Origin of the sequence: Rosenbergiella epipactidis (assembly GCF_018494055.1) — a bacterium.
GTDB lineage: Bacteria > Pseudomonadota > Gammaproteobacteria > Enterobacterales > Enterobacteriaceae > Rosenbergiella > Rosenbergiella epipactidis.
The window spans coordinates 190459-215814 of record NZ_JABBFQ010000003.1 but is presented as its reverse complement, the minus strand read 5'-3'; the positions used below and the strand labels follow the sequence as shown (position 1 = coordinate 215814).

21 protein-coding genes and 1 pseudogene are annotated in these 25356 nt (G+C 49.3%); 18 read left to right on the top strand and 4 right to left on the bottom strand.

Annotation, left to right across the window (positions count from 1 at the left end; genetic code table 11):
* Positions 1 to 51: 51 nt before the first annotated feature.
* Positions 52 to 1245: a lactonase family protein gene (locus HGT71_RS06505; RefSeq protein ID WP_214217078.1), complete on the bottom strand. Its 1194-nt coding sequence runs from the start codon at positions 1243 to 1245 to the stop codon at positions 52 to 54.
* A gap of 163 nt (positions 1246 to 1408) precedes the next feature.
* On the opposite strand from HGT71_RS06505, the gene ppk1 reads away from it, so the two are divergent.
* From ppk1 to HGT71_RS06470, 7 genes are all read left to right on the top strand, one after another.
* Positions 1409 to 3469: a polyphosphate kinase 1 gene (gene ppk1, locus HGT71_RS06500; RefSeq protein WP_214217077.1), complete on the top strand. Its 2061-nt coding sequence runs from the start codon at positions 1409 to 1411 to the stop codon at positions 3467 to 3469.
* 3 nt (positions 3470 to 3472) lie between these two features.
* Entirely contained in the window at positions 3473 to 4999 is a 1527-nt protein-coding gene (gene ppx, locus HGT71_RS06495; RefSeq protein WP_099824581.1) for an exopolyphosphatase, read from the top strand.
* 18 nt (positions 5000 to 5017) lie between these two features.
* Positions 5018 to 5614, top strand: coding sequence for a methyltransferase domain-containing protein (locus HGT71_RS06490; protein WP_214217076.1), 597 nt, complete (start codon positions 5018 to 5020; stop codon positions 5612 to 5614).
* A gap of 58 nt (positions 5615 to 5672) precedes the next feature.
* The gene (locus HGT71_RS06485; protein ID WP_214217075.1) at positions 5673 to 5873 is read left to right on the top strand and encodes a YfgG family protein; all 201 of its coding nucleotides are present in this window, start codon (positions 5673 to 5675) and stop codon (positions 5871 to 5873) included.
* Positions 5874 to 5925: 52 nt separating this feature from the next.
* Positions 5926 to 7356, top strand: a complete 1431-nt coding sequence (mgtE, locus tag HGT71_RS06480; RefSeq protein ID WP_214217074.1) for a magnesium transporter — start codon at positions 5926 to 5928, stop codon at positions 7354 to 7356.
* A gap of 289 nt (positions 7357 to 7645) precedes the next feature.
* Positions 7646 to 9031: a diaminobutyrate--2-oxoglutarate transaminase gene (locus HGT71_RS06475; RefSeq protein ID WP_214217073.1), complete on the top strand. Its 1386-nt coding sequence runs from the start codon at positions 7646 to 7648 to the stop codon at positions 9029 to 9031.
* A 7-nt stretch (positions 9032 to 9038) separates the two neighbouring features.
* A complete protein-coding gene (locus HGT71_RS06470; protein WP_214217072.1) occupies positions 9039 to 10493 on the top strand; it encodes a pyridoxal phosphate-dependent decarboxylase family protein in 1455 nt (484 codons plus the stop codon).
* A gap of 109 nt (positions 10494 to 10602) precedes the next feature.
* Here the strand turns inward: HGT71_RS06470 and HGT71_RS06465 are convergent.
* Together HGT71_RS06465 and HGT71_RS06460 are read right to left on the bottom strand one after the other, a co-directional pair.
* Positions 10603 to 10842: pseudogene (locus tag HGT71_RS06465) on the bottom strand (TonB-dependent siderophore receptor); the annotation flags it as partial.
* Positions 10843 to 10959: 117 nt separating this feature from the next.
* Positions 10960 to 13101, bottom strand: a complete 2142-nt coding sequence (locus tag HGT71_RS06460; RefSeq protein WP_214217071.1) for a TonB-dependent siderophore receptor — start codon at positions 13099 to 13101, stop codon at positions 10960 to 10962.
* 395 nt (positions 13102 to 13496) lie between these two features.
* Between HGT71_RS06460 and HGT71_RS06455 the strand changes: the two genes are divergently transcribed.
* From HGT71_RS06455 to HGT71_RS06410, 10 genes are all read left to right on the top strand, one after another.
* Positions 13497 to 14291, top strand: a complete 795-nt coding sequence (locus tag HGT71_RS06455; RefSeq protein WP_214217070.1) for an ABC transporter ATP-binding protein — start codon at positions 13497 to 13499, stop codon at positions 14289 to 14291.
* Positions 14281 to 15285, top strand: coding sequence for a FecCD family ABC transporter permease (locus tag HGT71_RS06450; RefSeq protein ID WP_214217327.1), 1005 nt, complete (start codon positions 14281 to 14283; stop codon positions 15283 to 15285). Before HGT71_RS06455 ends, HGT71_RS06450 begins: the two co-directional genes overlap by 11 nt.
* Positions 15282 to 16334: a FecCD family ABC transporter permease gene (locus HGT71_RS06445; protein WP_214217069.1), complete on the top strand. Its 1053-nt coding sequence runs from the start codon at positions 15282 to 15284 to the stop codon at positions 16332 to 16334. Before HGT71_RS06450 ends, HGT71_RS06445 begins: the two co-directional genes overlap by 4 nt.
* 15 nt (positions 16335 to 16349) lie before the next feature.
* Positions 16350 to 17306 carry an ABC transporter substrate-binding protein gene (locus HGT71_RS06440; protein WP_214217068.1) on the top strand — a complete coding sequence of 319 codons (957 nt, stop codon included), beginning with the start codon at positions 16350 to 16352 and terminating at the stop codon, positions 17304 to 17306.
* 9 nt (positions 17307 to 17315) lie between these two features.
* A complete protein-coding gene (locus tag HGT71_RS06435) occupies positions 17316 to 18191 on the top strand; it encodes a MurR/RpiR family transcriptional regulator (protein WP_214217067.1) in 876 nt (291 codons plus the stop codon).
* 92 nt (positions 18192 to 18283) lie between these two features.
* Entirely contained in the window at positions 18284 to 19738 is a 1455-nt protein-coding gene (locus HGT71_RS06430) for a sugar porter family MFS transporter (protein WP_214217066.1), read from the top strand.
* Positions 19739 to 20087: 349 nt separating this feature from the next.
* Positions 20088 to 20708 carry a cupin domain-containing protein gene (locus HGT71_RS06425; RefSeq protein ID WP_214217065.1) on the top strand — a complete coding sequence of 207 codons (621 nt, stop codon included), beginning with the start codon at positions 20088 to 20090 and terminating at the stop codon, positions 20706 to 20708.
* A gap of 45 nt (positions 20709 to 20753) precedes the next feature.
* Positions 20754 to 21479: an NADPH-dependent F420 reductase gene (locus tag HGT71_RS06420; protein WP_214217064.1), complete on the top strand. Its 726-nt coding sequence runs from the start codon at positions 20754 to 20756 to the stop codon at positions 21477 to 21479.
* A gap of 6 nt (positions 21480 to 21485) precedes the next feature.
* Positions 21486 to 22808: an NTP/NDP exchange transporter gene (locus tag HGT71_RS06415; protein ID WP_214217063.1), complete on the top strand. Its 1323-nt coding sequence runs from the start codon at positions 21486 to 21488 to the stop codon at positions 22806 to 22808.
* 586 nt (positions 22809 to 23394) lie between these two features.
* Positions 23395 to 23961, top strand: a complete 567-nt coding sequence (locus HGT71_RS06410; protein WP_214217062.1) for a GNAT family N-acetyltransferase — start codon at positions 23395 to 23397, stop codon at positions 23959 to 23961.
* Between the two features lie 30 nt (positions 23962 to 23991).
* Here HGT71_RS06410 and HGT71_RS06405 read toward each other — a convergent pair whose 3' ends face one another.
* Positions 23992 to 24690, bottom strand: coding sequence for a B3/B4 domain-containing protein (locus HGT71_RS06405; protein WP_214217061.1), 699 nt, complete (start codon positions 24688 to 24690; stop codon positions 23992 to 23994).
* A gap of 63 nt (positions 24691 to 24753) precedes the next feature.
* On the opposite strand from HGT71_RS06405, the gene HGT71_RS06400 reads away from it, so the two are divergent.
* Positions 24754 to 25335 (top strand): helix-turn-helix domain-containing protein, encoded by a 582-nt coding sequence (locus tag HGT71_RS06400; protein WP_241595444.1) that lies wholly within the window; start codon positions 24754 to 24756, stop codon positions 25333 to 25335.
* Positions 25336 to 25356: the final 21 nt, after the last annotated feature.

The following is a 25356-nucleotide window of genomic DNA, read 5'->3' as shown; positions in this document are numbered from 1 at the left end:
AAAAAATCACCCACCTTACGCAGGTAATTGATTCAGCTATGCCGTTAACGGCTACTTGGCTAAATTCACAAAACGGATATGCGTTGGCGTACCGATTTGTAAGGTTGCCCCCGTTGGTGACAGCTCACCGGTCTCAAGATCGCGTGCGAACTCCACCACATTATTCGAATAAACGTTCGCCACGAATAGATAACGGCCCGTTGCATCGAAGGTAAAGTCACGCGGCTCTACGCCACCCGCGGAATAGGTTTTCGACGCAGACAACTTACCTGTCGCCTTGTCTACCGCATAACGAACGATCTGGTTCTTCTCGCCACGGTTACCTACATATAAGAAACGACCATCTGGTGACAGTGACAATCCTGCCCCACTCATATCGTCAGGTTTCGTCGAGTCAGTCAACTTCTCAGATTGCAGCAGCGCAGTGTTGCCTTGGTTAAAGGAGTAGACCTTAACCTGTGCCGACATCTCTGTGGTGATGTAGAGATATTTTCCATCAGCAGAGAATAAGCTATGACGTGGGCCATCGCCTTCTGGGAAGCTAATCGTTTTATCCTTTAAGAGGCTAAAAGGTTCTTTCGCTTTCGGGTCATAGTGATAGACGTGGATCTTGTCCGCGCCCAAGTCCGCGGCTAACACATACTGGCCATCAATACTGAAGGTCACAGAGTGCGCATGCCCAGAAGATTGACGCCCAACCACTTTATTGCTGCCTTGATTATAAGGGAAGAATTGTTGCGTCTTGCCTAAGCGGCCATCGCTCATAACTGGAATGGCGCTCACGCCCGCTTGACCATCTTTTGCGGAGTAGTTTGCCACTAATAAGAAACGTCCATCGCGGCTTAACGCAGAATGGGTGGGGTGCATCCCGCGGCTGTCCACGGTATTCAATAAGGTTAACTCACCATTTTTCTCTAAATGATAAGCACTGACCTTACCGTCATCGACTTCGTTAACCACATAGACGCGCTGATGTGGGGCATCGATGGTCAGCCACGAAGGGCTTTCTGCCGGGGTTAACGCGATAGGCATCATGCTGCCGTTCGCCGCTAGGCGCACGGTATAGATACCTTGGCTTGGATAAAATGCTTTTTGAACGCGAGCGCCCTGTGCCTCACCAGTCCAAGATCCGACTAAGAAGGTTTGTTCAGCCACGGCAGGTTGTTGGTTTAATAATCGCGCTTCGTCGGCGCTGGCTGCGTGATTGAAAATAAGTGCTGCGGTAATCCCTAGGTATTTTTTCATTAATATTTCCTAACAATTAAACAAGACTTAAGAGTGGCGTAACTCGTCGTAATTGGCAAATAAAAATGCCTGATTAATCATCCGTAGACAAATGCGGTGATTGATCGCCATAATGGTGAAGAGAAATTGCAGTCTGCGTTCTGTTATCACCAACGGAGTCAGGATGGGTCAAGAAAAGCTGTATCTAGATAAAGAAATCAGTTGGTTAGCCTTTAATGAGCGGGTGCTGCAAGAAGCCGCCGATAAACGCAATCCGCTTATTGAACGTATGCGCTTTTTGGGGATCTACTCCAGCAATTTAGAAGAATTCTACAAAGTCCGTTTCGCTGATTTAAAACGGCGCATTTTGATTGGCGAAGAACAAGGTAGCCATAATGTTCCTCGTCATCTGTTAAAGAAAATCCAACAGCGCGTGGTGGTGGCCGATCAGGAGTTTGATATCCTGTATAACGATCTGCTGCTAGAGATGGCAAGAAATCAAATCTTCTTGATAAATGAACGCCAGCTCTCCGCTAATCAACAGCATTGGTTAAAGATCTATTTCAACCAAGAGCTACGTCAGCATGTCACCCCTATCGTCCTCAATGCCGAAACCGATTTAACCCAGTTTTTAAAGGACGACTACACCTATCTCGCAGTGGAAATTATTCATCAGCAAGATCGCCAATACGCCTTATTGGAAATCCCTTCGGATAAAGTGCCGCGATTTATCGATCTGCCGGCCGAGCCACCTCGACGTCGTAAGCCGATGATCCTGTTAGATAACATCATGCGCTACTGCTTAGACGATATTTTTAAAGGCTTTTTCGATTACGACCAGCTCAATGCCTACTCGATGAAGATGACCCGTGATGCTGAATATGATCTGGTCACGGAAATGGAGTCGAGCCTGCTGGAGCTTATGTCATCCAGCCTGAAGCAGCGTCTTACTGCCGAGCCAGTACGGTTTGTTTATCAACGGGATATGCCGTCAGAAATGGTCTCCTTGCTCTGTGAAAAGCTTTCGATCACTAACTTCGACTCGATTCTTCCCGGCGGGCGTTACCATAACTTTAAAGATTTCATAAAATTTCCCAATGTCGGAAAATCGAATCTCGAAAATAAAGCCCTCCCCCCTATTCGTCATAAAGGGTTTAATCCGTTTCGTAATGGCTTCGATGCTATCCGTGACCGGGATATTTTGCTCTATTACCCTTATCACACCTTTGAGCATGTTTTAGAGTTTTTACGCCAAGCCTCGTTTGACCCTAGCGTCTTAGCCATTAAGATCAATATTTATCGGGTCGCTAAAGACTCCCGCATTATGGATGCGATGATCCATGCGGCGCATAATGGCAAAAAAGTCACGGTCGTGGTCGAACTCCAAGCGCGTTTCGATGAAGAAGCTAATATCTATTGGGCCAAACGCCTCACCGAAGCTGGGGTTCACGTTATATTTTCTGCCCCTGGATTAAAAATCCACGCCAAACTTTTCCTGATTACTCGCCGAGAAGGCGACAAAGTGATCCGCTATGCGCATATCGGTACTGGTAACTTTAATGAGCGCACGGCAAGAACCTATACCGATTACTCTTTGCTCTCCAGTGATGCGCGGATTACTAATGAAGTGCGGCGGGTCTTTAACTTTATTGAAAACCCTTATCGACCGGTCAATTTTGAATACCTCATGGTGTCACCGCAGAATACGCGGCAGACGCTCTACCGACTGATCGATGCCGAAATCGCCCACGCTCAACAAGGGCTACCGGCGGCGATTACCTTAAAAATTAACAACCTCGTCGATAACGGCTTAATCGATCGGCTGTATGCTGCCTCCGGTGCTGGCGTAAAAATTAATCTTTTAGTCCGGGGCATGTGCTCACTGATCCCCAATATCGAAGGGATTAGCGAAAACATTCATATTTACAGTATTATCGACCGCTATCTTGAGCACGACCGCGTGTATGTGTTTGAGAATAATGGCGACCCAAAGGTCTTCCTTTCGTCGGCAGATTGGATGACGCGCAATATCGATAACCGTATCGAAGTCGCGGTGACTATCCTCGATCCAAAGGTCAAACAGCAGATTTTAGATATCATCGCAATCCTCTTTAGTGACACGGTTAAAGCAAGAATTATTGATAAAGAGCTAACAAACCGCTATCGTCCGCGCGGTAACCGCCGTAAGGTTCGGGCGCAGATTGCCATCTACAACTATATTAATACCATTGAAAACACCGACTAACTTATGCCTATAAGCCAAAATAGCCCTGAAAAACCTCAAGAATTTGCAGCCATTGATTTGGGATCGAACAGCTTCCATATGGTCATCGCACGCGTGGTTGATGGTGCCATTCAAGTTCTTGGCCGTTTAAAACAACGCGTCCATCTCGCTGATGCGATTACCCTCGATAATCAACTCACCGAAGAAGGGATTGAGCGTGGCTTAAGCGTGCTCGCGCTTTTTGCAGAACGTCTTCAGGGCTTTGACCCCGCCAATGTGTCGATTGTGGGGACACACACCTTGCGGGTCGTCGATAACGCAGAAGAATTTCTTAAGCGTGCTGAAGAAGTGATTCCTTACCCTATCGATGTGATCTCGGGTAACGAAGAAGCACGCCTTATCTTTATGGGCGTAGAACATACCCAGCCCGAGAAAGGTCGCAAATTAGTGATCGATATCGGTGGCGGATCGACCGAACTGGTGATTGGCGAAGATTTCGAACCGCAGCTTATCGAAAGTCGCCGCATGGGGTGCGTGAGTTTTAGTAAACTTTACTTCCCTGGCGGTAAGATCAGTCATGATAATTTCCGTCGTGCTCGCCTCGCGGCAGTTCATAAATTAGAAACCCTCGCCTGCCAATACCGCCAAGCGGGATGGCAAGTGGCAATGGGTGCCTCAGGCAGCATTAAGGCTGCCTGTGAAGTGTTGGCCGCGTTAGGTGAAAAAGAGAAAGTGATCACCCGCGACAGCCTCGCCCTGCTCTGGGAGAAGATCAGCCAATTCGATAATATGGATGAACTGGACTTACCTGGTCTGTCAGACGACCGAAAATCGGTCTTTGTTCCGGGATTAGCCATCCTTAGCGGTATCTTCGATGCGTTGCAAATCAAAGAGCTACTTTATTCAGATGGTGCGCTACGTGAAGGTGTCCTCTATGAGATGGAAGGCCGTTTTCGTCATCAGGATATTCGTAAACGCACCGCACTGAGCCTGGCTGAGCATTATGTCGTCGATCGCGACCAAGCCAAACAGGTACTGGAAACGACCCGTTTACTGCACCGCCAATGGGAAAAACAGAATCCGAAGCTGGCCAACAAGGCACTCACTGCGTTGTTGGAGTGGGCTGCGATGTTGCATGAGGTGGGGCTGACCATCAATCACAGCGCCATGCAGCGCCACTCGGCCTATATTTTACAGCATTCGAATATGCCGGGCTTCAGTCAGCAACAGCAACTCTTACTGGCCACCTTAGTGCGTTTTCACCGTAAAGGCATTAAAACCGACGATGTACCGCGTTTTACCGCCTTTAAACGTAAGCAATTTTTACCGCTTATTTTCCTATTACGCTTAGCTATTTTGTTGAATAACCAGCGCCAAGCCACGACTCGTCCAGAAAAACTGTTACTGCATACCGACGAAGGTCACTGGACCCTGATCTTCCCGAAAGAGTATTTCAACCAAAATGCCTTGGTGCAATTAGATCTGGAACGCGAACAGGCTTATTGGTCTGAGGTCACCGGCTGGCAGTTAAATCTAAGCGAAGAAAAATAGCGCTACGCTGAGGTAAGTATGACAACACGCCCACTCCAACAACATCATCTAACGGCTCCGCATCCCGAAGTGGTGGCGTTAGTGCCTCGATTAATCGAGGGAGAGATTTTGGATCTTGGCTGCGGGTCGGGTCGGCATGCCCTTTACCTCCAGCAGCAGGGGTTTGCCGTCACTGCATGGGACAATGACCCGCTGGCGGTACAACGCTTAACGCAACAGATGCCCCAAGCGGCAGCGGCGGGAATCACTGTTGCAACCCCGGACCTGAATCATCATCGCTTCAACGGCCAATACCATGCGATTCTGGCCATTGATACTTTAATGTATTTACACCCCTCGGCTATCGGCCAGTTGATTGCTGATATGCAAGCGGCCACCCTTAAAGGCGGCTATAACCTTATTATCTGCCCGATGCACGATGAAGGCTCAGCCGGGTCGATCGCCTTCCCGTTTAGTTTCCGTTCGGGGGAGTTAAGCCACTATTATCGACGTTGGCATATTGTTCACTATCATGAACAGCGAGCGACGTGGACTTCCCCCGACGCACCGACTGAGCCAATTACCCTTCGCTTTGCCACTTTATTGGCACAGAAAATCTCGATTAAAGAGTTGTAATCATTTGAGGGGTAAAACCGTTTAGCGTCAACCCATCCCTAACCTTGGAATCTTTTTGATGAGTAACTCACCCTTAAGTCGTCAGAAAAAGAAAAGCGGATCATTGATTCGAATTGTCTTCTGGTTAAGTCTAGTATTACTGGTGGCCCGACTGGTTTGGGCCCTCCCTGCTGCGTTCGATCATCATCGGGCAAAACAGGAGAGCACCGGAACGGAAACCAAGGTCTCAGCCCCCTCTCAGGCTAAGTCTAGCCCCTAATTAATGACAGTAAGGACACCTTAGCCCTGCTGAGAATCACAAAGGATGTAATATGTCAGAAGTCTATAGTCAGTTACTGGCTCAACGCCGCCAGAAAATTTTAGAGTTAGTGCTTAACAACCCTTTGTTGGTTGATAGCCTGCTTGAGCCTGAAAAAAAATTAAACGACTCACAGATCGAACAGGTCGCCCAACAGAAGCAATTGCTCGTCGAGACGATTTTGCTGCTGCATGCCGCGGATATTGCGGATATCTTGGAGTCACTGCCTGAAGAAGCGCGGCAAGCGGTATGGCAGATTATTCCCGTTGAGAGTCGCGGGCGAATCTTAGTCGAGGCCTCTGAAACGGTATGGGAAAGCCTGATTGAGTGTATGAGCGATAAGCAGACCCTACAAGCTATCGCTCCCCTCGACCTTGATGACCAAGCGTGGTTATCACGCTTTCTGTCACGCGATCTGACCGGAAAATTACTGACCGGTCTCGAGCCGAAACAACGCGCGCGTATTCTACAACTGATCGGTAAAGATCGGGGTGGCGTGGCACAGGTGATGGACTTCAATATTATCACTGTACGGCCAAATGTTACGCTTGGCGTGGTACAGCGCTATCTGCGCCACCTGAAGAAAATCCAAAATGGTACCGATAAAATCTTTATTATCGACCACCAAAATCAACTGCTTGGCGAGCTGCTGCTCACCGATATTCTGCTCCATACTCCTCATGCGCAGGTATTGGACGTCATGAACCCGCATCCGGTGACCTTCCAGCTGGATGAACAAGCTGAAAATGCTGCCAGTGCCTTTGAACGGTACAACCTTATCTCCGCGGCAGTGACCGACAATGAAGGGAAATTAATTGGTCGGATTGCGATTGAAGACATCATCGACTTAGTTAACCAAGAGAACGAGAATAACATCCGGAAAATGGGTGGGATACGTGAAGAAGAAGACGTGTTCGCCCCGGTGGCTAAGTCGGTTAGAAACCGCTGGGCGTGGTTAGCTCTCAACCTCTGTACCGCCTTTGTCGCCTCGCGCGTTATCGGGTTATTCGAAAATACTATTGCTCACCTTGTCGCGTTGGCCACGTTAATGCCAATCGTCGCCGGGATTGGCGGTAACACCGGTAATCAGACCATCACTATGATTGTACGTGCCTTGGCCCTGCATCAGATCGAACCGAGTAATTTCTCCTTCCTGTTTTTACGCGAGATTGGCGTTGCGCTGATTAACGGTATTCTCTGGGGCGGCGTAATGGGCGGTATCACTTACTTGATGTACCACAATCTAGCCCTCAGCGGCGTGATGATGTTGGCGATGGTGCTTAACCTGTTACTCGCAGCCTTTATGGGCGTCATGATCCCACTGATTATGACCAAACTAAAACGTGACCCAGCCATCGGCTCTAGCGTGCTGATTACTGCCACCACCGATACCGGCGGCTTCTTTATTTTCTTAGGATTAGCCACCCTGTTCTTATTGCACTAATCCCCCCTGTGGCACGGTTCGCGCCGTGCCCCCGCTTTTAACTTTTTATTCACTGAAAAATGGAACCGGTTTGTGATTGGTCATCAGAACCATTGCTACGCTTAGTGGCAAAAATGTTTCAAAATTTAATTATTCAAATAAATGAATAATTAATCCAAATCAGGCTAACTAATCATTGCCCCCCCACTAAAAAGGCTCTATATTGGCCGCGCTTTTTTTAGCACACACTTTTAATTATTTTATTTAATCAATTGGGACTGAGCGCAGTCTTGGTTGTGGGAGAGATATGATGACGGATAAGGTCCGTATTGAAACTTTAGATGCCACCTCTTTCAAGGGGAACAACGATCAATTCTTGGCGCGTCAAGCAGAGTTTGAATCGAATGTCAGAAGTTATCCACGCAAGTTGCCTTTAGCCATTGCTAAGGCCAACGGCGTCTGGATCACCGACGTTGAGAACAAAGATTATCTTGACTGTCTGGCTGGAGCAGGAACCTTAGCATTAGGCCATAATCATCCTGATGTCCTGCAAAGCATCCAAAATGTTATAAGCAGCGGCTTACCGTTACACACTCTTGATCTAACGACTCCGTTAAAAGATCAATTCTCAGAATATCTCCTCTCTTTGCTCCCTCACCAGGGTAAAGATTATTGCCTACAATTCACCGGCCCAACCGGTGCAGATGCTGTCGAAGCTGCCCTGAAACTGGCGAAAAAGACCACGGGTCGAAACAGCGTCATTAGCTTCTCTGGCGGCTACCATGGTATGACCCACGGTGCGCTATCGGTTACCGGAAACCTGGGACCGAAAGAAGCCACCAGCGGCATGATGACAGAAGTTCAGTTTATGCCTTACCCACACCTTTATCGCTGCCCGCTGGGGATTGGCGGTCAAGCCGGTATCAATGCATTAAGCTACTACTTCGAAAACCTGATTAATGATGTCGAAAGCGGCGTTCGCAAGCCTGCTGCGGTGATCTTAGAAGCCGTTCAAGGCGAAGGTGGGGTTAACCCAGCACCGGTCGAGTGGTTACAACGTATTCGTAAAGTGACCCAAGAGCACGGCATCTTGTTAATTGTCGACGAAGTGCAAGCAGGCTTCGCCCGTACCGGCCGTTTCTTCGCCTTCGAGCACGCAGGAATCGAACCGGATATTATCGTGATGTCAAAAGCGGTTGGCGGCGGTTTACCGCTCGCAGTACTTGGCATTAAGAAAGAATTCGATGCGTGGTCCCCGGGCCACCACAGCGGGACGTTCCGCGGTAACCAACTGGCGATGGCCACCGGTCTTACCACGCTGAAAATCTTGAAAGAGCAAGATATTGCGGGTCAAGTCGCGGTCAAAGGCGAGTGGTTAAAGGCACAGTTAAGCCAACTGCAAAAACGTTTCCCGCAAATCGGTCATATCCGTGGTTTAGGCTTAATGATTGGTATGGAAATTGTGAAACCGCAAGACGCTGCCGACCACTTAGGTTGCCACCCTGCTGATCCTGAGTTAGCGGTGCTACTACAGAAGAAATGCTTCGAAGCGGGTCTGATCTTAGAACGCGGCGGACGTCACGGTTGCGTGTTACGTTTACTGCCATCACTGCTGATCAGCCAAGTTGAATTGACTTTATTCCTCGAAAAATTCGAGCAAGCGCTATTAAGCGCTGGCCTTCAACCTCAGGGATAAGACAACAATGTCAACCACTAACACGATTCTGACGGGATCGCCAGAGAGCCTCCAGGCCTACCAAGAGGTGATGACCCAGAGCCAGCAAGCGGTTGCCGCTTGGCTGCAACAGCCGGAAATGTATCAAGGTAAATCCGTCGCGACACTACGCGAGCGCATCGCCTTACAGTTCACGGCTGAAGGGTTAGGGAATAAAGAAGCGATTGATCGTGCTGTCGAATATTTCTTAAAAGACAGTCTAGCGGTCCATCATCCACAGTGTGTGGCGCATTTACACTGCCCGAGTTTGGTGATTAGCCAAGCGGCGGAAGTGTTTATCAATGCCACAAACCAAAGTATGGACTCTTGGGATCAAAGCCCGTCTGCCACGATTATGGAAGTAAAACTGGTCGAATGGCTCCGCAGCCAAATCGGCTACCCGGCGGGTGACGCCGGGGTTTTCACCAGTGGTGGAACCCAGAGCAATATGATGGGACTGATGCTAGCCCGCGATGCGTTTTTCGCTCGCCGTGGTCACTCAATCCAACAAGATGGCTTACCGAATAACCTGCGTAACTACAAAGTGTTCTGTTCTGAGCACGCGCACTTTTCTGTGCAGAAAAATATGGCGCTAATGGGCCATGGTTACCAGTCGGTGGTGCAGATCAAAACCGATGACTGTTCGCGTATCGACCTGAATGATCTGTTGGAAAAGCTCGCAACCGCGAAAAGCCAAGGTGAAGAAGTGATGGCTATCGTGGCAACCGCCGGGACAACCGATGCAGGTGCCATTGATAATCTTACCGCTATCACCACCTTAGCAGCGGAGCAAGGTATCTGGGTACACGTCGATGCAGCATGGGGTGGCGCCTTACTGCTTTCGGAGAAATATCGTCACTGGTTAGCCGGTTTAGAGCAGGCTGACTCTGTCACGTTAGATTTCCATAAGCAATATTTCCAAACCATCAGTTGTGGCGCGTTCTTACTGAAAGATCCGAAGCACTATGAGTTAATGCGCTATCAAGCCGCGTACCTTAACTCAGAGTTCGATGAAGCACAGGGCGTCCCTAACCTGGTGTCGAAATCATTGCAAACCACCCGCCGTTTCGATGCGTTGAAACTGTGGATGGGACTCGAAGCGCTAGGACAAAAACAGTATGCCGCGATCATTGATAATGGTGTCACCTTAGCGCAAGACGTTGCCGCCTATGTTGAGGGCATGACCGAAGTAGAATTGGTGATGAAGCCTCAGCTAGCGAGTGTCCTGTTCCGTGTGCGTCGTGAAGGCTTAGACGATCAGCAGCTCGCGCTGTTCAATCAGAAGATTGGCGATGCACTGCTTGATTCTGGACGCGCAAATGTCGGTGTCACTGAACACAATGGCGTGACCTGTCTAAAACTGACATTACTGAACCCTACCGTGACGTTAGACGACATCAAAACGCTGTTAGCATTAGTCTTGCAAACGGCAAAAACGCTGTAGTCAAAAGTAAGGCCCCGATTAGGGGCCTTTTTTTATTCTGCAATAATACTTGCTGTGTAACAGGGACAGTGGGTTAACATCATGCCGCTACTGCCCTCATCTCTACCCTTTAAAACTCAACACTTGCCGATAATGTCACATTACGGGTTTGCCCTTCTGCCACGCGTAAGTTACCGCCGCTTGAGGTGTAATAATGTTTATTGAACAGATTATTCAGATTCAGCTGTAGCTGCGTTTTTTGTCCAAGCACGCGAGAGTTCCAGCGTAAGAAGCTATCGGCTACTAAATAATGCGGTAAGGTAAAGCTGTTATCGGGATCACCCGCTCGACTTCCCACATACTGCACACCTCTATAGGTGGAAGCTATATCAGTTTCTGCTGGTAATTTTTATCCAAAAAATAGGAGATATGATATAACCCCACCCTATCTCATCTAAGCCTTTAAGCAGTTATTTGAGAATTGACTTTAAAATTCCACACTTGCACTTAGTACTACATTTCGCGTTTGTCCCTCTGAAACTCGTAAGTTTCCACCACTCGATGTGTAATAGTGCTTATTAAAGAGATTATTCAAATTGAGCTGTAAATGCGTTTTCTTCCCTAACAACTGATTATCCCAGCCAATAAAGGTGTCCGCGACTGTATAAGCCGGCAGGGTAAAACTATTATCAGGGTCTCCCGCACGCGTTCCCATATAACGCACCCCGCCACCAAGACGAAAACTCCCTGGTAATGGATAAATAGTGATATTGTGGCTTAAATAAATCCCACCTGAATTTTTTGGTGCATTTTGAAGAAGATTGCCATCGTTTTCCGAGTTATTTTTATCGTTAACTATTTTGGCTTTGCCATGACTATAGTTCGCACTTAAATCCCACCCTGGATAAATTTCACCGTTTAGTTCAAACTCAATACCTGTTGAACGGGCTTTATCCACTGCATAAGTATCGCCGTTTAACGTTAAAGAAAGATTACGCTCATCAATCCGATAAAGTGCGACAGTGGCTAATAATGACGGTGTCAGCTGCCACTTGCTCCCCACTTCATAAGAAGTACCTTCTTCTGACGCGCTAACATTCCCGTTATCATCGGGGTTAGTTGACGGTGTGAAGGATTTACTCATACTACCGTAGAAAGAGACATCCGGTGTAAGCTTATAGACAAGACCTGCTTGGGGGAGAAATTTATTTCCTTCATCGTCATAGCTAAGCGTCGTTGGAATCCCTCTCGTTTCTCGTTGTTCGTAATGTTGATAACGCCCCCCTGCAACGAGGTTCCACTTTTCAGTTAATTCGATATTATCTTTGAAGTAAACAGAATGGTTGTGGATCCTGTTTAGTAAGTGCTTATCCGCTGTTTTTTCTGTTGTACTATTAGTGATGGTCTGCAGGCCATATACGGGGTTGCTGAGTGTAAAATCGCTGTTCTTTTTACCATTATAAGCGTGTGCTCGGTACGTTTGGTCCATTTCATAATCTGCCCCAACGACAAGGTTATGCGTCATTCCCAATAATTTTGGCGTCCCAATCACATCCCAAGACAAATATTTAGTTTGATGGTTAAAACCCCGGAAGGCATCCGCACGCCGGGTCACTACTCCGGTTGTCGTATTCACCGCCGTAGTTGTCACAATATCGCTGTTATATTTTCGTTGGTTAAATCCACCGGTAAACCGTGTCGACCAAGTGTCATTGAACTGATAATCCCAGTGTGAACTGAGCGTTTGCGTACGACCCCAAGCACGGTTAGAGTAATCATCTAGCCGTGTTTTATAACCGATATTAATGGGTTTGCCATTGATAAACGCTGTACCACGGTCATAGGGAATATCGTACTGGAAATTTTCATAGGTAATGTTAAAGCTCGCCTTCTCACCGTACCACTGCAATGAGGGCGCTAACAACCTATGTTTATTACTACCATAACCGCGCCAATAATCCTGATCTTGTTTCTCAGCGATAAAACGAAAAGCGAAACCATTTCCTAAGGGGCCGGTAATGTCGATATTACCAGCACCGCCCCCTGTGCCGTTATAATGGCCACCAACAATTGTTCGCCATTGATATTCGGGTTTTTTACTGACAACGTTGATCATGCCACCGGGGTTCAAAATACCGTATAAAAGTGAGGAAGAACCTTTCAACACCTCAATATGATCTGTGGTTTGATCGAAATTTAATCCCTCACTACTACGAATACCATCCCGAAACACAGAACCATCAGAATTGAGTCCAAAACCACGACGAATAATGCCATCTTCAGTCTGACCTAAAGTGTTCGACTCTGAAGTACCGCTAACAAAACGCATCGCTTCAGAAACAGTTGTGGTTTGATAATCTTGAAGTTGCTTCGAAGTCACGACACTGACCGATTGAGCTTCATCCAATTTTGAAGTAGATGTTTTACTAGCAATAGACGTTGTTGGACTTGAATAGCCATCTCCGTCGTCTGCTGCTGTTGCCGTAACCGTTATCGTTTTATTGTTAGTTGTCTCGGTACTATCGGCAGCATAACTTACTGGTGAAGAGACCAATGCTCCGCCACAAACCGCAAGCCATACTTTTCTTAATGAACGCTGATGATTGGACAATTCTTTGTCGTAATTCATATCTACTATATCCCAGGCGAAAAAGGTCTTTTTATAATTAGGAACGTCCCTTACCCAGAAGCATACTGTTTAGAATAAGGGTTTAACGATTGAAAGGTTTATCGTTAGCAGAAATAACAGCAACCTTGATGTAATTGAGAATCATTCAATCATGAAGTAATGTAGTAGTATAGTTATTTTAAAATTAATTCACTACATCCCTTCCCGTCCGGTAAACGGTGGATAAAAAACCGATTCCATCGCTTTTCCACAGAAAAAATAGCAGTATTCCATTTATCTTTATAGTTAACTGAGTAGTGAATATTCAATTACATCTTGACTACTACAGCCATTATTATCAAAATCACTACAAAGAGAATGAGAGTCATTCTTAGTTAAATAGAGTCAATGTATTCATGTCATTTCCGCTTGCCACTGAAAACCTCTGCGCGGGTTACGATAAACATCAGATCATTCATGATGTTACCCTGACTATTCCCGCACAAAAAACCACCATTATTGTTGGGGCAAACGGCTCTGGAAAATCGACACTGCTCCATACTCTCGCTGGCCTGAATGCGGCCCAGAGCGGCAAAGTGTTACTTGAAGGAAGCGATCTTTCCCAGCGTAAACGCCGGGATATCGCGAAACGAATGAGCTTTCTCGCCCAATCCTCGCCTATTCCGGACGCGATAACCGTCTCCACCTTAGTGGCTCGTGGACGTTACCCTTGGCAAGGTCTGCTCCATCAATGGTCGCGCCAAGATGAGCAGGCAGTCGATGAGGCCCTGCAGCTCACCGGGCTATCTGCCTTTAGGGATTATCCGGTCACGTCACTTTCTGGCGGGCAACGCCAGCGCTGTTGGATTGCGATGACGCTTGCACAGCAGACGCCCCTGCTGTTATTGGATGAGCCAACGACCTACCTTGATTTACGCTATCAGGTCGATGTGCTGACCCTATTACAAACCCTCACCCAGCAACACAATAAAACCGTGGTCATGGTGCTACACGACCTGAATTTCGCCCTACATTTCGCCGATAGGCTGCTATTTATCAAAGCTGGCAAAGTCATCGCAGAGCTTGATGAGGCTAACGACTGTACTGCCGAGTTGATTGAGGAGACCTTTGGCGTACGTACCCACTTGGTCACCGATCCGCGCACCCAGAAGCCAATCGTTATTCCGCTTTGGTCAGCCAATGAATGCTAAATCCTTACCTTTGCCCTGGGTGGCAGCCACCTTATTCTTCTTGCTGGTCTTGTTAGCCTTTGCCGAGTTGAGCATAGGCGCGATGCATTTCTCTTTGCAGACCGTCCTGCACGCTTTTTTCGACTATCAACCCACGGTGTTCAGTGATCGCATTATTATTGATATTCGCTTGTTGCATGTAGTGGTCGCCGTCGTAGTCGGAGCCTGTTTAGCGATGGCCGGCCACTTGCTGCAAACAATCATCGGTAATCCCCTAGGTGAACCCCATATTTTTGGGCTTAATGCCGGGGCCTCATTGGCTGTCGTCGCCTGCAGCGCCCTCGGTAACGCGCTATTATTCTCGCCATTTTTACGTCCATTGATTGCCGCGATAGGCGGCGGTGTTCTATTCAGTGCTGTCCTACTCGCCGCTTATCTCAGTCGGCAAGGATTCGCTGTCGTCACCACCACACTGTGTGGCATCACACTCTCTGCCTTTGCCGCCTCCCTGACCTCGCTGCTGTTACTGTTCAATGAGCAGACATTGCAATCAACGCTACTCTGGTTGAATGGCGATATTGCTGGCTTGAGCTGGCAAGCGGTCTACGCCATTTTACCGCCCTTTTTGCTGGCCATAGTCGTGGCATTTCTCGTGTCACCGGCACTCAACACACTCACTCTTGGCGAACAGGTTGCCGAAGGACTTGGGGTTCGCGTACTGCGTTCACGGATGATCGGGCTTTGTGCCATTGCACTATTTTGTGGGATTGCTGTTTCATTGGCGGGTCCAATTGGCTTCGTGGGGTTAATCGTTCCCAATATCGTCCGCCAGCTGATTACTGTACAACCGCGGAGTGCCTTATGGGTCAATGCCTTAATGGGGGCGGTGCTGTTACTCGCGGCAGACCTCTGCGCGCAACATCTGCTTGAGAGCCAATCTTTGGCCACCGGTACAGTCACCGCGCTGCTGGGTGCACCAGTCTTTGTAATCTTAGCGGAAAGGTATTTTCGATGAGGTCTTCGTTACTCCGTCCAGCAGAAAAAGCGCTTCGCTTAGGGGGCAAGAGCATTCTGCTCTCTCCTCACGCCCTGTTAGCAGGAGGCGTACTCGCGCTGAGCATTACGTTGTTACTGGTTTTTGCTTTGACCCAGGGAGCGCTTCCGCTCACGCTGCGCGAAGTTTATTATCAACTCACCCACGCGCAGGCTCCCGCCTCACTCAACCAAACGCTATTTTGGCAAATGCGTCTACCACGCAGTGTGGTCGCCATCATTGCGGGAGCCGTACTGGGTGCCGCCGGTGCGGTGATGCAATCCACGACCCGTAACGGTCTTGCTGATCCCTCGCTCTTGGGGATTAAAGAGGCCGCCTGCTTAGTGGTATGGATCGAATTATTATTTTTCCCAACGCTTTTCCCGCTATGGCGGCCAATTTCCGCCATGATCGCGGGTTTACTGGTGACCGGCATTGTTATGTTGCTGGCCCGAGGGACATCAGGTTCAAGGTTTATCTTGATTGGTATTGGCATCAGTTGGGGACTGAATGCGCTGCTCGGCGTTATCCTGACGACGCTCGACCCGAAGCAAGCACAACAGTTGATGCTGTGGATGGCGGGAAGCCTGCAACACGCCACGCTCGAAACGGCGCAACTAATGATCGTTATCGCGCTGCCTATTGTCGCGCTACTGCTCTATAGCTGTCGTGCCAGCACGATTCTACAACTCGGCGATGCGACGGCAACGTCGCTTGGCGTCAACCCCTTACCGATAAATCGGTTACGAGTGATAGGCGCGGTGATCTTGACGGCACTGACAGTCTCAACCGTCGGAAGCCTAGGATTTATTGGCTTGATGGCCCCCCACCTCACGCGGCGAATCGTCAACGGTGGGCAGAGCTACCTATTGTGTGGCAGCGCACTGGTTGGAGCCTTGTTACTGCTACTCGCCGATTGCGTCGGCCGCTTAGCCTTCGCCCCGGCACAACTGCCCGCGGGGATCATCGTCGCCTTACTCGGCGGCCCTTTTTTATTCATCTTATTGTGGAAACGCGCCACACAGCGTTAGTGACGAGGAGTTAGGATGCGCTCAGTGATTGTATTGTTAGGGCTTTGTATGAGTGTCGTCTGCTCGGCGGCCTCTCCCCCCACCCGCCATTTTCTGGATGATGCCCAACGCGATGTGGTCATCCCCCAGCACCCCCTGCGTATTGTTTCATTACATGACTTGGATATTACCATCCCATTGCTGGAACTCGGCGTCACGCCTGTCGGCAGTCATGGCCGCCTCTCGGCGCAGGGAAAACCCTATCTGCGCTCAGCAAAACGCTTAACCGGCCTCGATTTCAGTAATACCTCTATTGAGTATTTAGGCACTGCAGACATTAACCTTGAGAAGATCGCGGCATTGCATCCCGATTTGATTATTACTGAACCAAGCCGTACCACCGACCTTCAACAATTGCAGAGTATTGCCCCAACGGTGAGTATCGATAACCGCCAAGGTGGGCCGGTGAGGCTCTACCAACGGTTAGCCGACCTCACGCATACCCAAGCCAAATATCAACAATTAGTCAGCCGTTATCAGGCGGAAATCGCTGAGTTACAACGCTTACGCGGCGAACGCAAGGTGACAGTCTCCGTCCTGCAGGCCAATAACGGTAAGGTCAACATTCTGCATACCTATCATGCGCTGGGCCAAGTATTGCGCGATGCCGGATTTAGCTTCCCATCCCTTATCAATCAATTACCTGAAGAGGGACGCGCAAACCTCAATGCCGAGCAACTGCCAGCACTGGATGCCGACCTTGTTTTCGATACATGGCGAGGAGACGGTGACTTAACTGCGCAGGATGAGCGCAAGGCGATGGATGCAGTGCTGCCTGGATGGTGCCAGTTTATGCAAGCGTGCCAACGGGGACATTGGGTAATGGTCGCCCGAGAGGATGCCATTGTTAATAGCTTTGCTTCGCTGTCGAAAATGGTCGCCGTGGTTGAAACCAGCTTATCCGCACTGACTTTACCGCCAGCCAATCATTGAGGAAATGCTATGTCTATGCGACACGACTTATTTTCTGAACGCTTACGCGCACGCATCGATGGTCTCTCGATAGGGCTGCAACAAGTGCTGCTCTATATCGATCAACATCGTGCGTTAGTGATAGAGAGCACCGCATTAGAGATCGCCGCGGCGACGCAAACCTCGGATGCAACCGTGGTCCGCGCTATCCAAGCGATCGGCTTTAGCGGCTTACGAGAATTGAAATCCGTCCTAGAGCAATGGTTCGATCCGCCCTTAAACTCTGCCGATAAAATGGACACCACCTTGAGCCATCTGGCCGAAGATGTGAACCAATCGATCGATTATGTGGTCGAGGGTCACCTCACTGCCGCCCAAGCGCTGAGTGGCAGTGAAAATCGTCAAGCCATCGCCCAAGCGGTTTCGTTACTGGTCAATGCCCGACAGTTGGCGATTTTTGGGATTAACGCCTCAGGGATCCTGGCCGAGTATGCGGCACGCCTATTCCATCGCAACGGCTTACCGGCACTCCCACTAAATCGCTCTGGTATCGGCCTTGCTGAACAACTGCTGTCACTGCAACGTGGCGATGTGCTGATTATGATGGCGCAAAAATCTGCCCACCGTGAAGGAATGACTACCCTACGTGAAGCCCAGCGCTTGGGCGTTCCCATTATATTACTGACCAGCGCTAAAGAGTCTAAATTCGTCCAGCAGGCCGATGTGGTGATTCATGTCCCGCGTGGTACAGAGCAAGGCAATATGCCATTACATGGGCCGGTATTGGCCTGCCTCGAAATTTTGGTGGTCTCCACCGCCGCCTCGATGTCGCAACGGGCGGTAAAGTCGATGAAAAGACTACAAGAATTACATCGGGGGCTAAAAAATACCGCCTCAAAGAAATAGGGTAATTCCGAACAAATTAACCCTTCGGTTTTTGGCGCTGAACTATACTTAAGCTTTCTCTAATAATAACAATGCTCCATCAGGGATAAGCGATGCCTAAACCATCCACGTCTAGCGACGAAAAAATCGTATCTTCGGATACGATAAAACAACGATTGTTCTTTATTGTTCTGGTTGCCACCATGGGCGCCCTCGCCTTTGGTTATGATACTGGGATTATCTCCGGTGCCTTACCTTTTATGACCCAACCATTGGATCAAGGCGGACTTAACCTTACCCCTTTCACCGAGGGCTTAGTCACCTCAGCCTTGATCTTCGGTGCCGCAATCGGTGCTTTTATTAGCGGCTTCGTTTCCGACCGTTTCGGCCGTCGCATCACCTTACGCACTTTGGCCCTGATATTTGTCTTAGGTGCGTTGGGGACGACCCTAGCCCCGAACGTCCATATTATGGTGGTAATGCGCTTCTTACTGGGGATTGCTGTCGGCGGAGGCTCGTCCACTGTTCCGGTCTTTATCGCCGAAATCGCTGGCCCGCGTCACCGCGCCCCGCTAGTGAGTCGAAATGAGCTTATGATTGTCGCGGGACAATTGACCGCCTATATCGTCAGCGCCTTGATGAGTGTATTGCTACACGATAATCATCTGTGGCGTTATATGCTGGCGCTCGCCACCATCCCAGGATTATTACTGTTTATCGGCACCTTCTTTGTGCCAGGCTCCCCTCACTGGTTAGTCGCCGAAGGCCGATTACGTGAAGCCGTGCGCATTATGCGTCGCCTGCGCCGCTCGCACAAAGAGGTCCGTAAAGAGATTAACCAGATGCGTGAACAAGCTAAAGCCTCACGCGAAGGGCCAACGACCAAAGAGCTATTGAAGGAACGTTGGGTGGTGCGTCTGCTGCTACTGGGTATTGGTATGGGGGCCGTTGCACAATTTACCGGTGTAAACGCCTTTATGTACTACACCCCGATCATCTTAAAGACAACCGGAATGGGGACTAACGCCTCACTTACCGCCACCATCGGCAATGGTGTGGTCGCCGTGATCGCCGCCTTAATTGCGTTAAAAGCCGTCTCACACGTTAAGCGCCGTTCGATGCTAATTTTCGGCTTGATCGCGGTTATTTTGATGCAGATCGCCCTCGGCTCTGTGTTGATCTTCCTACCGAAGGATCTGACCCAAAGTTACTTAGCGCTCGCGTGTATCCTGCTGTTCTTATTCTTTATGCAGATGTGCGTCGCGCCAATCTATTGGTTGTTGATGTCTGAACTCTTCCCGATGAAATTACGCGGTGCGTTAACCGGTACTGCGGTAGCCTGCCAATGGATTTGTAATGCCGCCGTAGCCTTCGCCTTCCCACCGATGTTATCGGCGATGGGTAATCAGACATTCTATGTGTTCGCCGCCGTAAACCTTGTGTCGTTAATTTTTGTCTGCTGTTGTCTGCCCGAAACCAAAGATAAATCTCTGGAAGAGATCGAGACCATGATGCGCAAGCGTTACAGTAAGGAAGATGCTGTTCCCTCCACGATTGAAAATGCCTAACGCAGCAAAACGCCCAATATTGGGCGTTTTATTGCCATATTTCTGACATCTCTATCTGTTGTACTCTCTCTGACCCATGACTAGTGAGGTGTACCATGCAACGTCTCTGTGCTTACCTACTCTCTGCGAAGTATCCCAAATATATAAAACGTGTGGCCTTTCGTCTTGCGCTCTGGCACGCACACATTCATCGCTGAGCCGCTAAGGGGGGAAACCCCCTTAATTCCCCTTTACCTGCCCCGAAGTCAGTTTTGCTGATGCAGCAATTTCCGTAGTTAACTTGACAGAATAGCGATCTAGGTCACATATTTTAAGAGGTATTCCCTTTTATCTCACACAGGAGCGAACGATGAAGATGACCTCTCCTTCACAGTTTTCTCGACGCAACTTCTGCCAATTATTGCTCGCCGCTTTGGCCATGCCGCTAAGCAGTTATGCGCAGTCGCCATCAGCGTCTCCCCATGTTGCTATCCAACCCCTTTCGCTGACGAAAGTGGTGAATGGCGTGCCGAACGATAAACTGCCTTTACTCATTTATCAGCAAGCGGTCCCCGCATCGGCCTCGAATACCGATGAGTACCTAAGCGATCTCTTCGCTAAGAATGGTAGGCCGGTACAGTGGCGCTACCAAATTTTCCCCTTTACTCATTACCACTCCAACACCCATGAGCTATTAGGCGTTAGCCAGGGCAGTGCCAAGGTGCAGCTTGGCGGCGAGACTGGGCCAACGGTAACGGTTAAACAAGGCGATGTTATCCTTATCCCGGCGGGGGTTGGCCATAAACAACTTTCGGCCAGTGAGGATTTCCAAGTACTGGGGGCCTATCCTCAAGGCTTAAGCCCTGATCTCTATCACGACGACCCGAGTAAGTTGGCCGAAGCTCAGCGCCATATCGCGAATATCGCTATGCCCACCACCGATCCGGTGACCGGCAAACAAGGCGGTATCTTAACCCTGTGGAAAGCCTAATTTTTCGCGCTTAATTGGAACCGATACCATTACTACGAGGATATTATGTCTGTAAAAAAAATCACTGCTGTTGCCTCCTTTTTACTCGCCACCACGCTAGGAGGCCATGCAGCCCTCGCGGCAACGCCTTCCTCTGCACCCGAGGTCCATAATATTGGCATTGTTGGGGCGGGTAATATGGGGGAAACCCTTGGAAAACTCTGGGCCGATGCCGGATACCACGTGATGCTCGCCTCACGCCACCCCGACAGTCTGCAATCCACTGCCAAGAATATCGGTCACGGTACTCAGGTGGGCACCGCCGAGCAGGCCAGTCAATTTGGCGATGTCGTGGTGATGGCCATCCCTTATGGCGCCCTGCCTCAACTGGGTCAATCCCTTCATCAGCAACTTGCTGGGAAAACCGTGATCGATGTTAGTAACCCTTATCCTGGTCGTGACGGGGCAACCGCAGCCAAAGCGCTGAGTCTGGGAAGCGGCAAGGCATCGGCGCAATACCTATCGGGCGCACATGTGGTGCGAGCCTTTAATTCATTGGCTGCCACTGCCATTGCCTTGAATGCGCATCACTCACCGCTGATTGCTGTGCCTTATGCGGGCGATAACCCACAAGCCTTGGCGCAGGCCAAAACGTTAATCCAGAAAACCGGTTTTGCGCCAGTGAAGACAGGGGACCTCGGGACCGCGACCCGTTTCCAACCAGGATCCTCGCTGTTCTTACAGGTATTAGACGAGAAAGCGCTTCGCGCGCAATTGGCAGACGCACGGTAATGAGTGATGACTGAGCCTACTAGGTCGCCGTTACTCGGGCGCTTTCAGCGCCTAGTTTCGATTAAGCAAGAAGAACTGGCCCCCCTCTGTTGGGGCTGGTTATATATCTTCTCACTGCTATGCGCTTACTATATCTTGCGCCCAATCCGCGATACGGTCAGTACCCTCACCGGCGCACACTCATTGCCTTGGTTGTTTACGGCGGTATTGATCACCATGCTGTTGCTACAGTGGCCTTATAACAGGCTGTCTCAGCGGCTCCCTCGAGAGCGCTTTATTAGCTATAGCTATCAAGCCTGTGCGCTGATTCTCTGCGCTTTCGCGCTGGGTTTTGCGCGCCACGGTGGGCTGCACGATCTGTTCTTAGGCCGGGCGTTTTTTATCTGGATATCGGTGTTTAATCTATTTGCGGTATCCGTGTTCTGGGCGCTAATTGTCGATATTTTTGATAGCGAGCGCGGCAAACGACTATTTGGCTTATTGGCCGCGGCGGCGACGATCGGCGCAATTGGCGGTTCCGGTCTAACCAGTTTAGTCGCCAACCATCTCTCAACCCCCGTATTATTGATTATTGCCGTTGGCCTAATCCAAGTGTCCGTCTTTAGTGCTAAACGTTTATCACATTGTGGCCGTCGGCTGTCGCAGTCAGCAACAGAAGAGAAGGCAAGTCACTCTTCTTCAGCGGGTGGACTCACGCCGCTGTTAATCGGTATTCGTCAGACATTAGCCTCCCCCTATTTATTGGGCATTTGCGGGTATATTTTATTTTATTCGGTCACCTCAACCCTGCTCTATTTTCAACAGGCCGCTATCGTGCAACACGCCTTTAGCCAACCAGCACAACGAACCACTTTTTTTGCCAATGTCGATTTGGCGATAAACGTATTAACCCTGATTTGCCAGTTAACGGCCAGCGGTAAGATCCTCTCACGCTGGGGGGTTGCGCTAAGCTTAGCCCTGTTACCGCTAGTCAGTATCCTAGGCTTCGGCTGGCTAGGGGTGGCCCCGAGCTTATCGGTTCTGGTCGGCTTTACTATCGTGCGACGGTCAATCAACTTTGCCTTGGCCCGCCCCAGCCGCGAGATCTTATTTACCGTGGTCCCCACCTCAGAGAAATATCATGCCAAGGTATTTATCGATACTCTCGTCTACCGTGTCGGCGATCAGGTCGGGGCGTGGAGCTATCAGGCCGTGAGCCTAATGGGGGTTGCCGCCCTACCCTTAACGCTATTTAGTATGATTTTGGCAGCAGGCTGGGCAGCATTGAGCGTTGTTTTGGGCCGTGCACAGCAGCGCAAAGCCCAGCAATTACCCGATGACCCGCCCTGATCGTAGAAATAAATTATCCTAAATGAGGATACACACCAGGCCCTATTGGTGGGGGCTGAAACCAATCGTACGAAAACGTACGGAAAGTATATTTTTTTAAGTAGCGTTCAGTTTCACCGCCCACTGAGTTGAGTACCGAAAGCATATCGTTGTTGTGAAACTCGTCAGAGGGCGGAGCCTAGGGTAAAATGCTCTTACTGCTTTAGCGTTAACGCTTTTTTATGTATAGAACGTATGGGTAACTTCTAAACATGCCGCCAACGCTCACCCTAGTCTTTGACTCGCGACGTCTATTAAAGCGAGGACCGGAATATTGTAGTTAATACCTTAGGCACTTACGCACGATAGTGACATTGAGAGAGGGTTTTATATGAGTCTATTCCGTACTGCATCAGCGAACGATTACTCGTTTAATCCTGAATCGGGCTTTTGGGAATTAAGTTTAATAGTAGGCCAGTAAGTGGGACTTGTTGTGATGCTCCTGAGCTTGGTGCTATCCAATACAATGAAGCGCGCGCTAAGTTCAAAGCAAAGGTAATAAGTGTCGTAAAAATAACGTCTAGTGTTGATTTGGAATGGAGTCGTTATGCTGCCTCGTATAGAAACTGCTCGTCTTATCCTCGCCCCCTTGGTGAAAGAAGATGCTCCCCTTATTCAGCAAGCTTTCCCACGTTGGGATATAGTGAAATATCTGACGCGTAAAGTGCCTTGGCCCTACCCTGCCAACGGAGCAGAATTCTTTTGTGAAAAGACCTTACACGCGATACATCAGCAAACGGAGTGGGTTTGGACGTTGCGCCCTCTCACTTCGCCTACCGAATTTATCGGTTTAATCCGGCTCTCCTTAGAAGTGGATAATAATCGCGGATTTTGGTTAGTGCCTGAATGGCAAGGCCAAGGTTATATGCGCGAAGCCTGCCACGCTGCCACTGACTTTTGGTTTAATCAGCTAAAGCAACCGGTCCTGCGTGCACCCAAAGCGAGGGAGAATCAGCGCTCTCTTAAGATCTCACAGCAGAGCGGTATGCGAATGATCCGAGAAGAGATAGGTGAATACCATATTGGCGATATTCCCTCGACATTATGGGAGATCACACGCGAAGAGTGGAATGGGCGTTATCACCCTGAAGAGGCCTCCGTTCGAGGAGGGTAATAACCAGTGATTACCCTTTTACAGATTAAATCAGCTCGCTGACGCCGCGTTGAGAACCGAGAGTTGATAGTTGCACCCTGGCATCATTTCATCCAGGCCATCGGTTAACATTTTGGCTGCAGATTGGAGCGCGTCGAAAGGCATTGCGGGCAAGCTTTCAAGAATAAACCACATCTGCTGATCCTCTACGCTGAGACGCGTTCTACTACCTTGTCGCCAGTTCCAGCGTCTACAAGTGACACCATGATCATCAGTCCAAATCACTTCACCCGGTTCAGGATATTCGATGACGTCATTGCCGGCTTGTACGGTATCAAAAGGCTCACTCCCCGTCGCCCGCAGTAGCTTAGGGGAACCTTGATAGGCGCTAAGATTCTCTCCACCGACTGGCACCGCGAAGAAAAGACTAACCGCGTTGTATAAATCGACGATGGGATCAATACTCGCCATGTTTCCGTCTCGTATCACCCTTTTATGCAGAGCCTCAGCAGAACAGGGGGTTCGCTTAGGCTTGGCACCGAATGCGCGGAAAACCTCACCCCATTGCGCAAAATGTTCCAATGCCCAAGTAGGCTGGCCGTCAAGCACCGCAGCAACCGCTTGCATAAGTCGACGACGCCCTACCGACTCGTCGGTAACCGGTGCCGCGGTAACGGCAATACTGATTGCAGTGAAATCGGGAGCAAGACTTATCACGGACGGAGAGATTGACGGGGAGACAACTGACATAGCACAATCCTTTATCGGTAAATTTTTACCATGGTAATAACCCCTACTGGAATAGTCAATATAATGACCGATTTAGTTAGTCAGTCTTCATCGATCAGTGGAGCGATAGCGCTTAAGCTTAAGCACTACCGAAAAACGCAAAAATATTCGTTAGATGAATTCTCACGAATGTCAGGCGTTAGCAAGGGTATGCTGGTTGAGATCGAAGCTTGTCGAGCCAATCCAAGCATCGCCATTCTATGCAAAGTTGCAAATATTCTAAAAATCTCTGTAGCGGATTTAGTCGACGTCGCGGATACGCCCAAAGTCTATCAAATTACAGCCGATACGATGCCTCTATTATGGGAAGGAGAACAAGGTGGAAGTGCTCGTCTCTTAGCAGGAACCCCTGGCCCCGATATGCTTGAACTTTGGCAATGGCAGCTTTCCCCTAATGAATACTACAACTCCCCTGCGCATTCAGCAGGTACCAAAGAGTTGATTTATGTCCAGCAAGGGACACTCACCCTAACAATTGATGAGCAGGAATATCTGATAAAGCGTGGTAATGCAGTAGTTGCGAATACCGACCATACTCATCGTTACGCTAACCAGCACGGCGAAGCGCTTATTTTTACCATGGCAGTACATGAACCAAACAGTTGATCATTATATTGACCAAAAAAT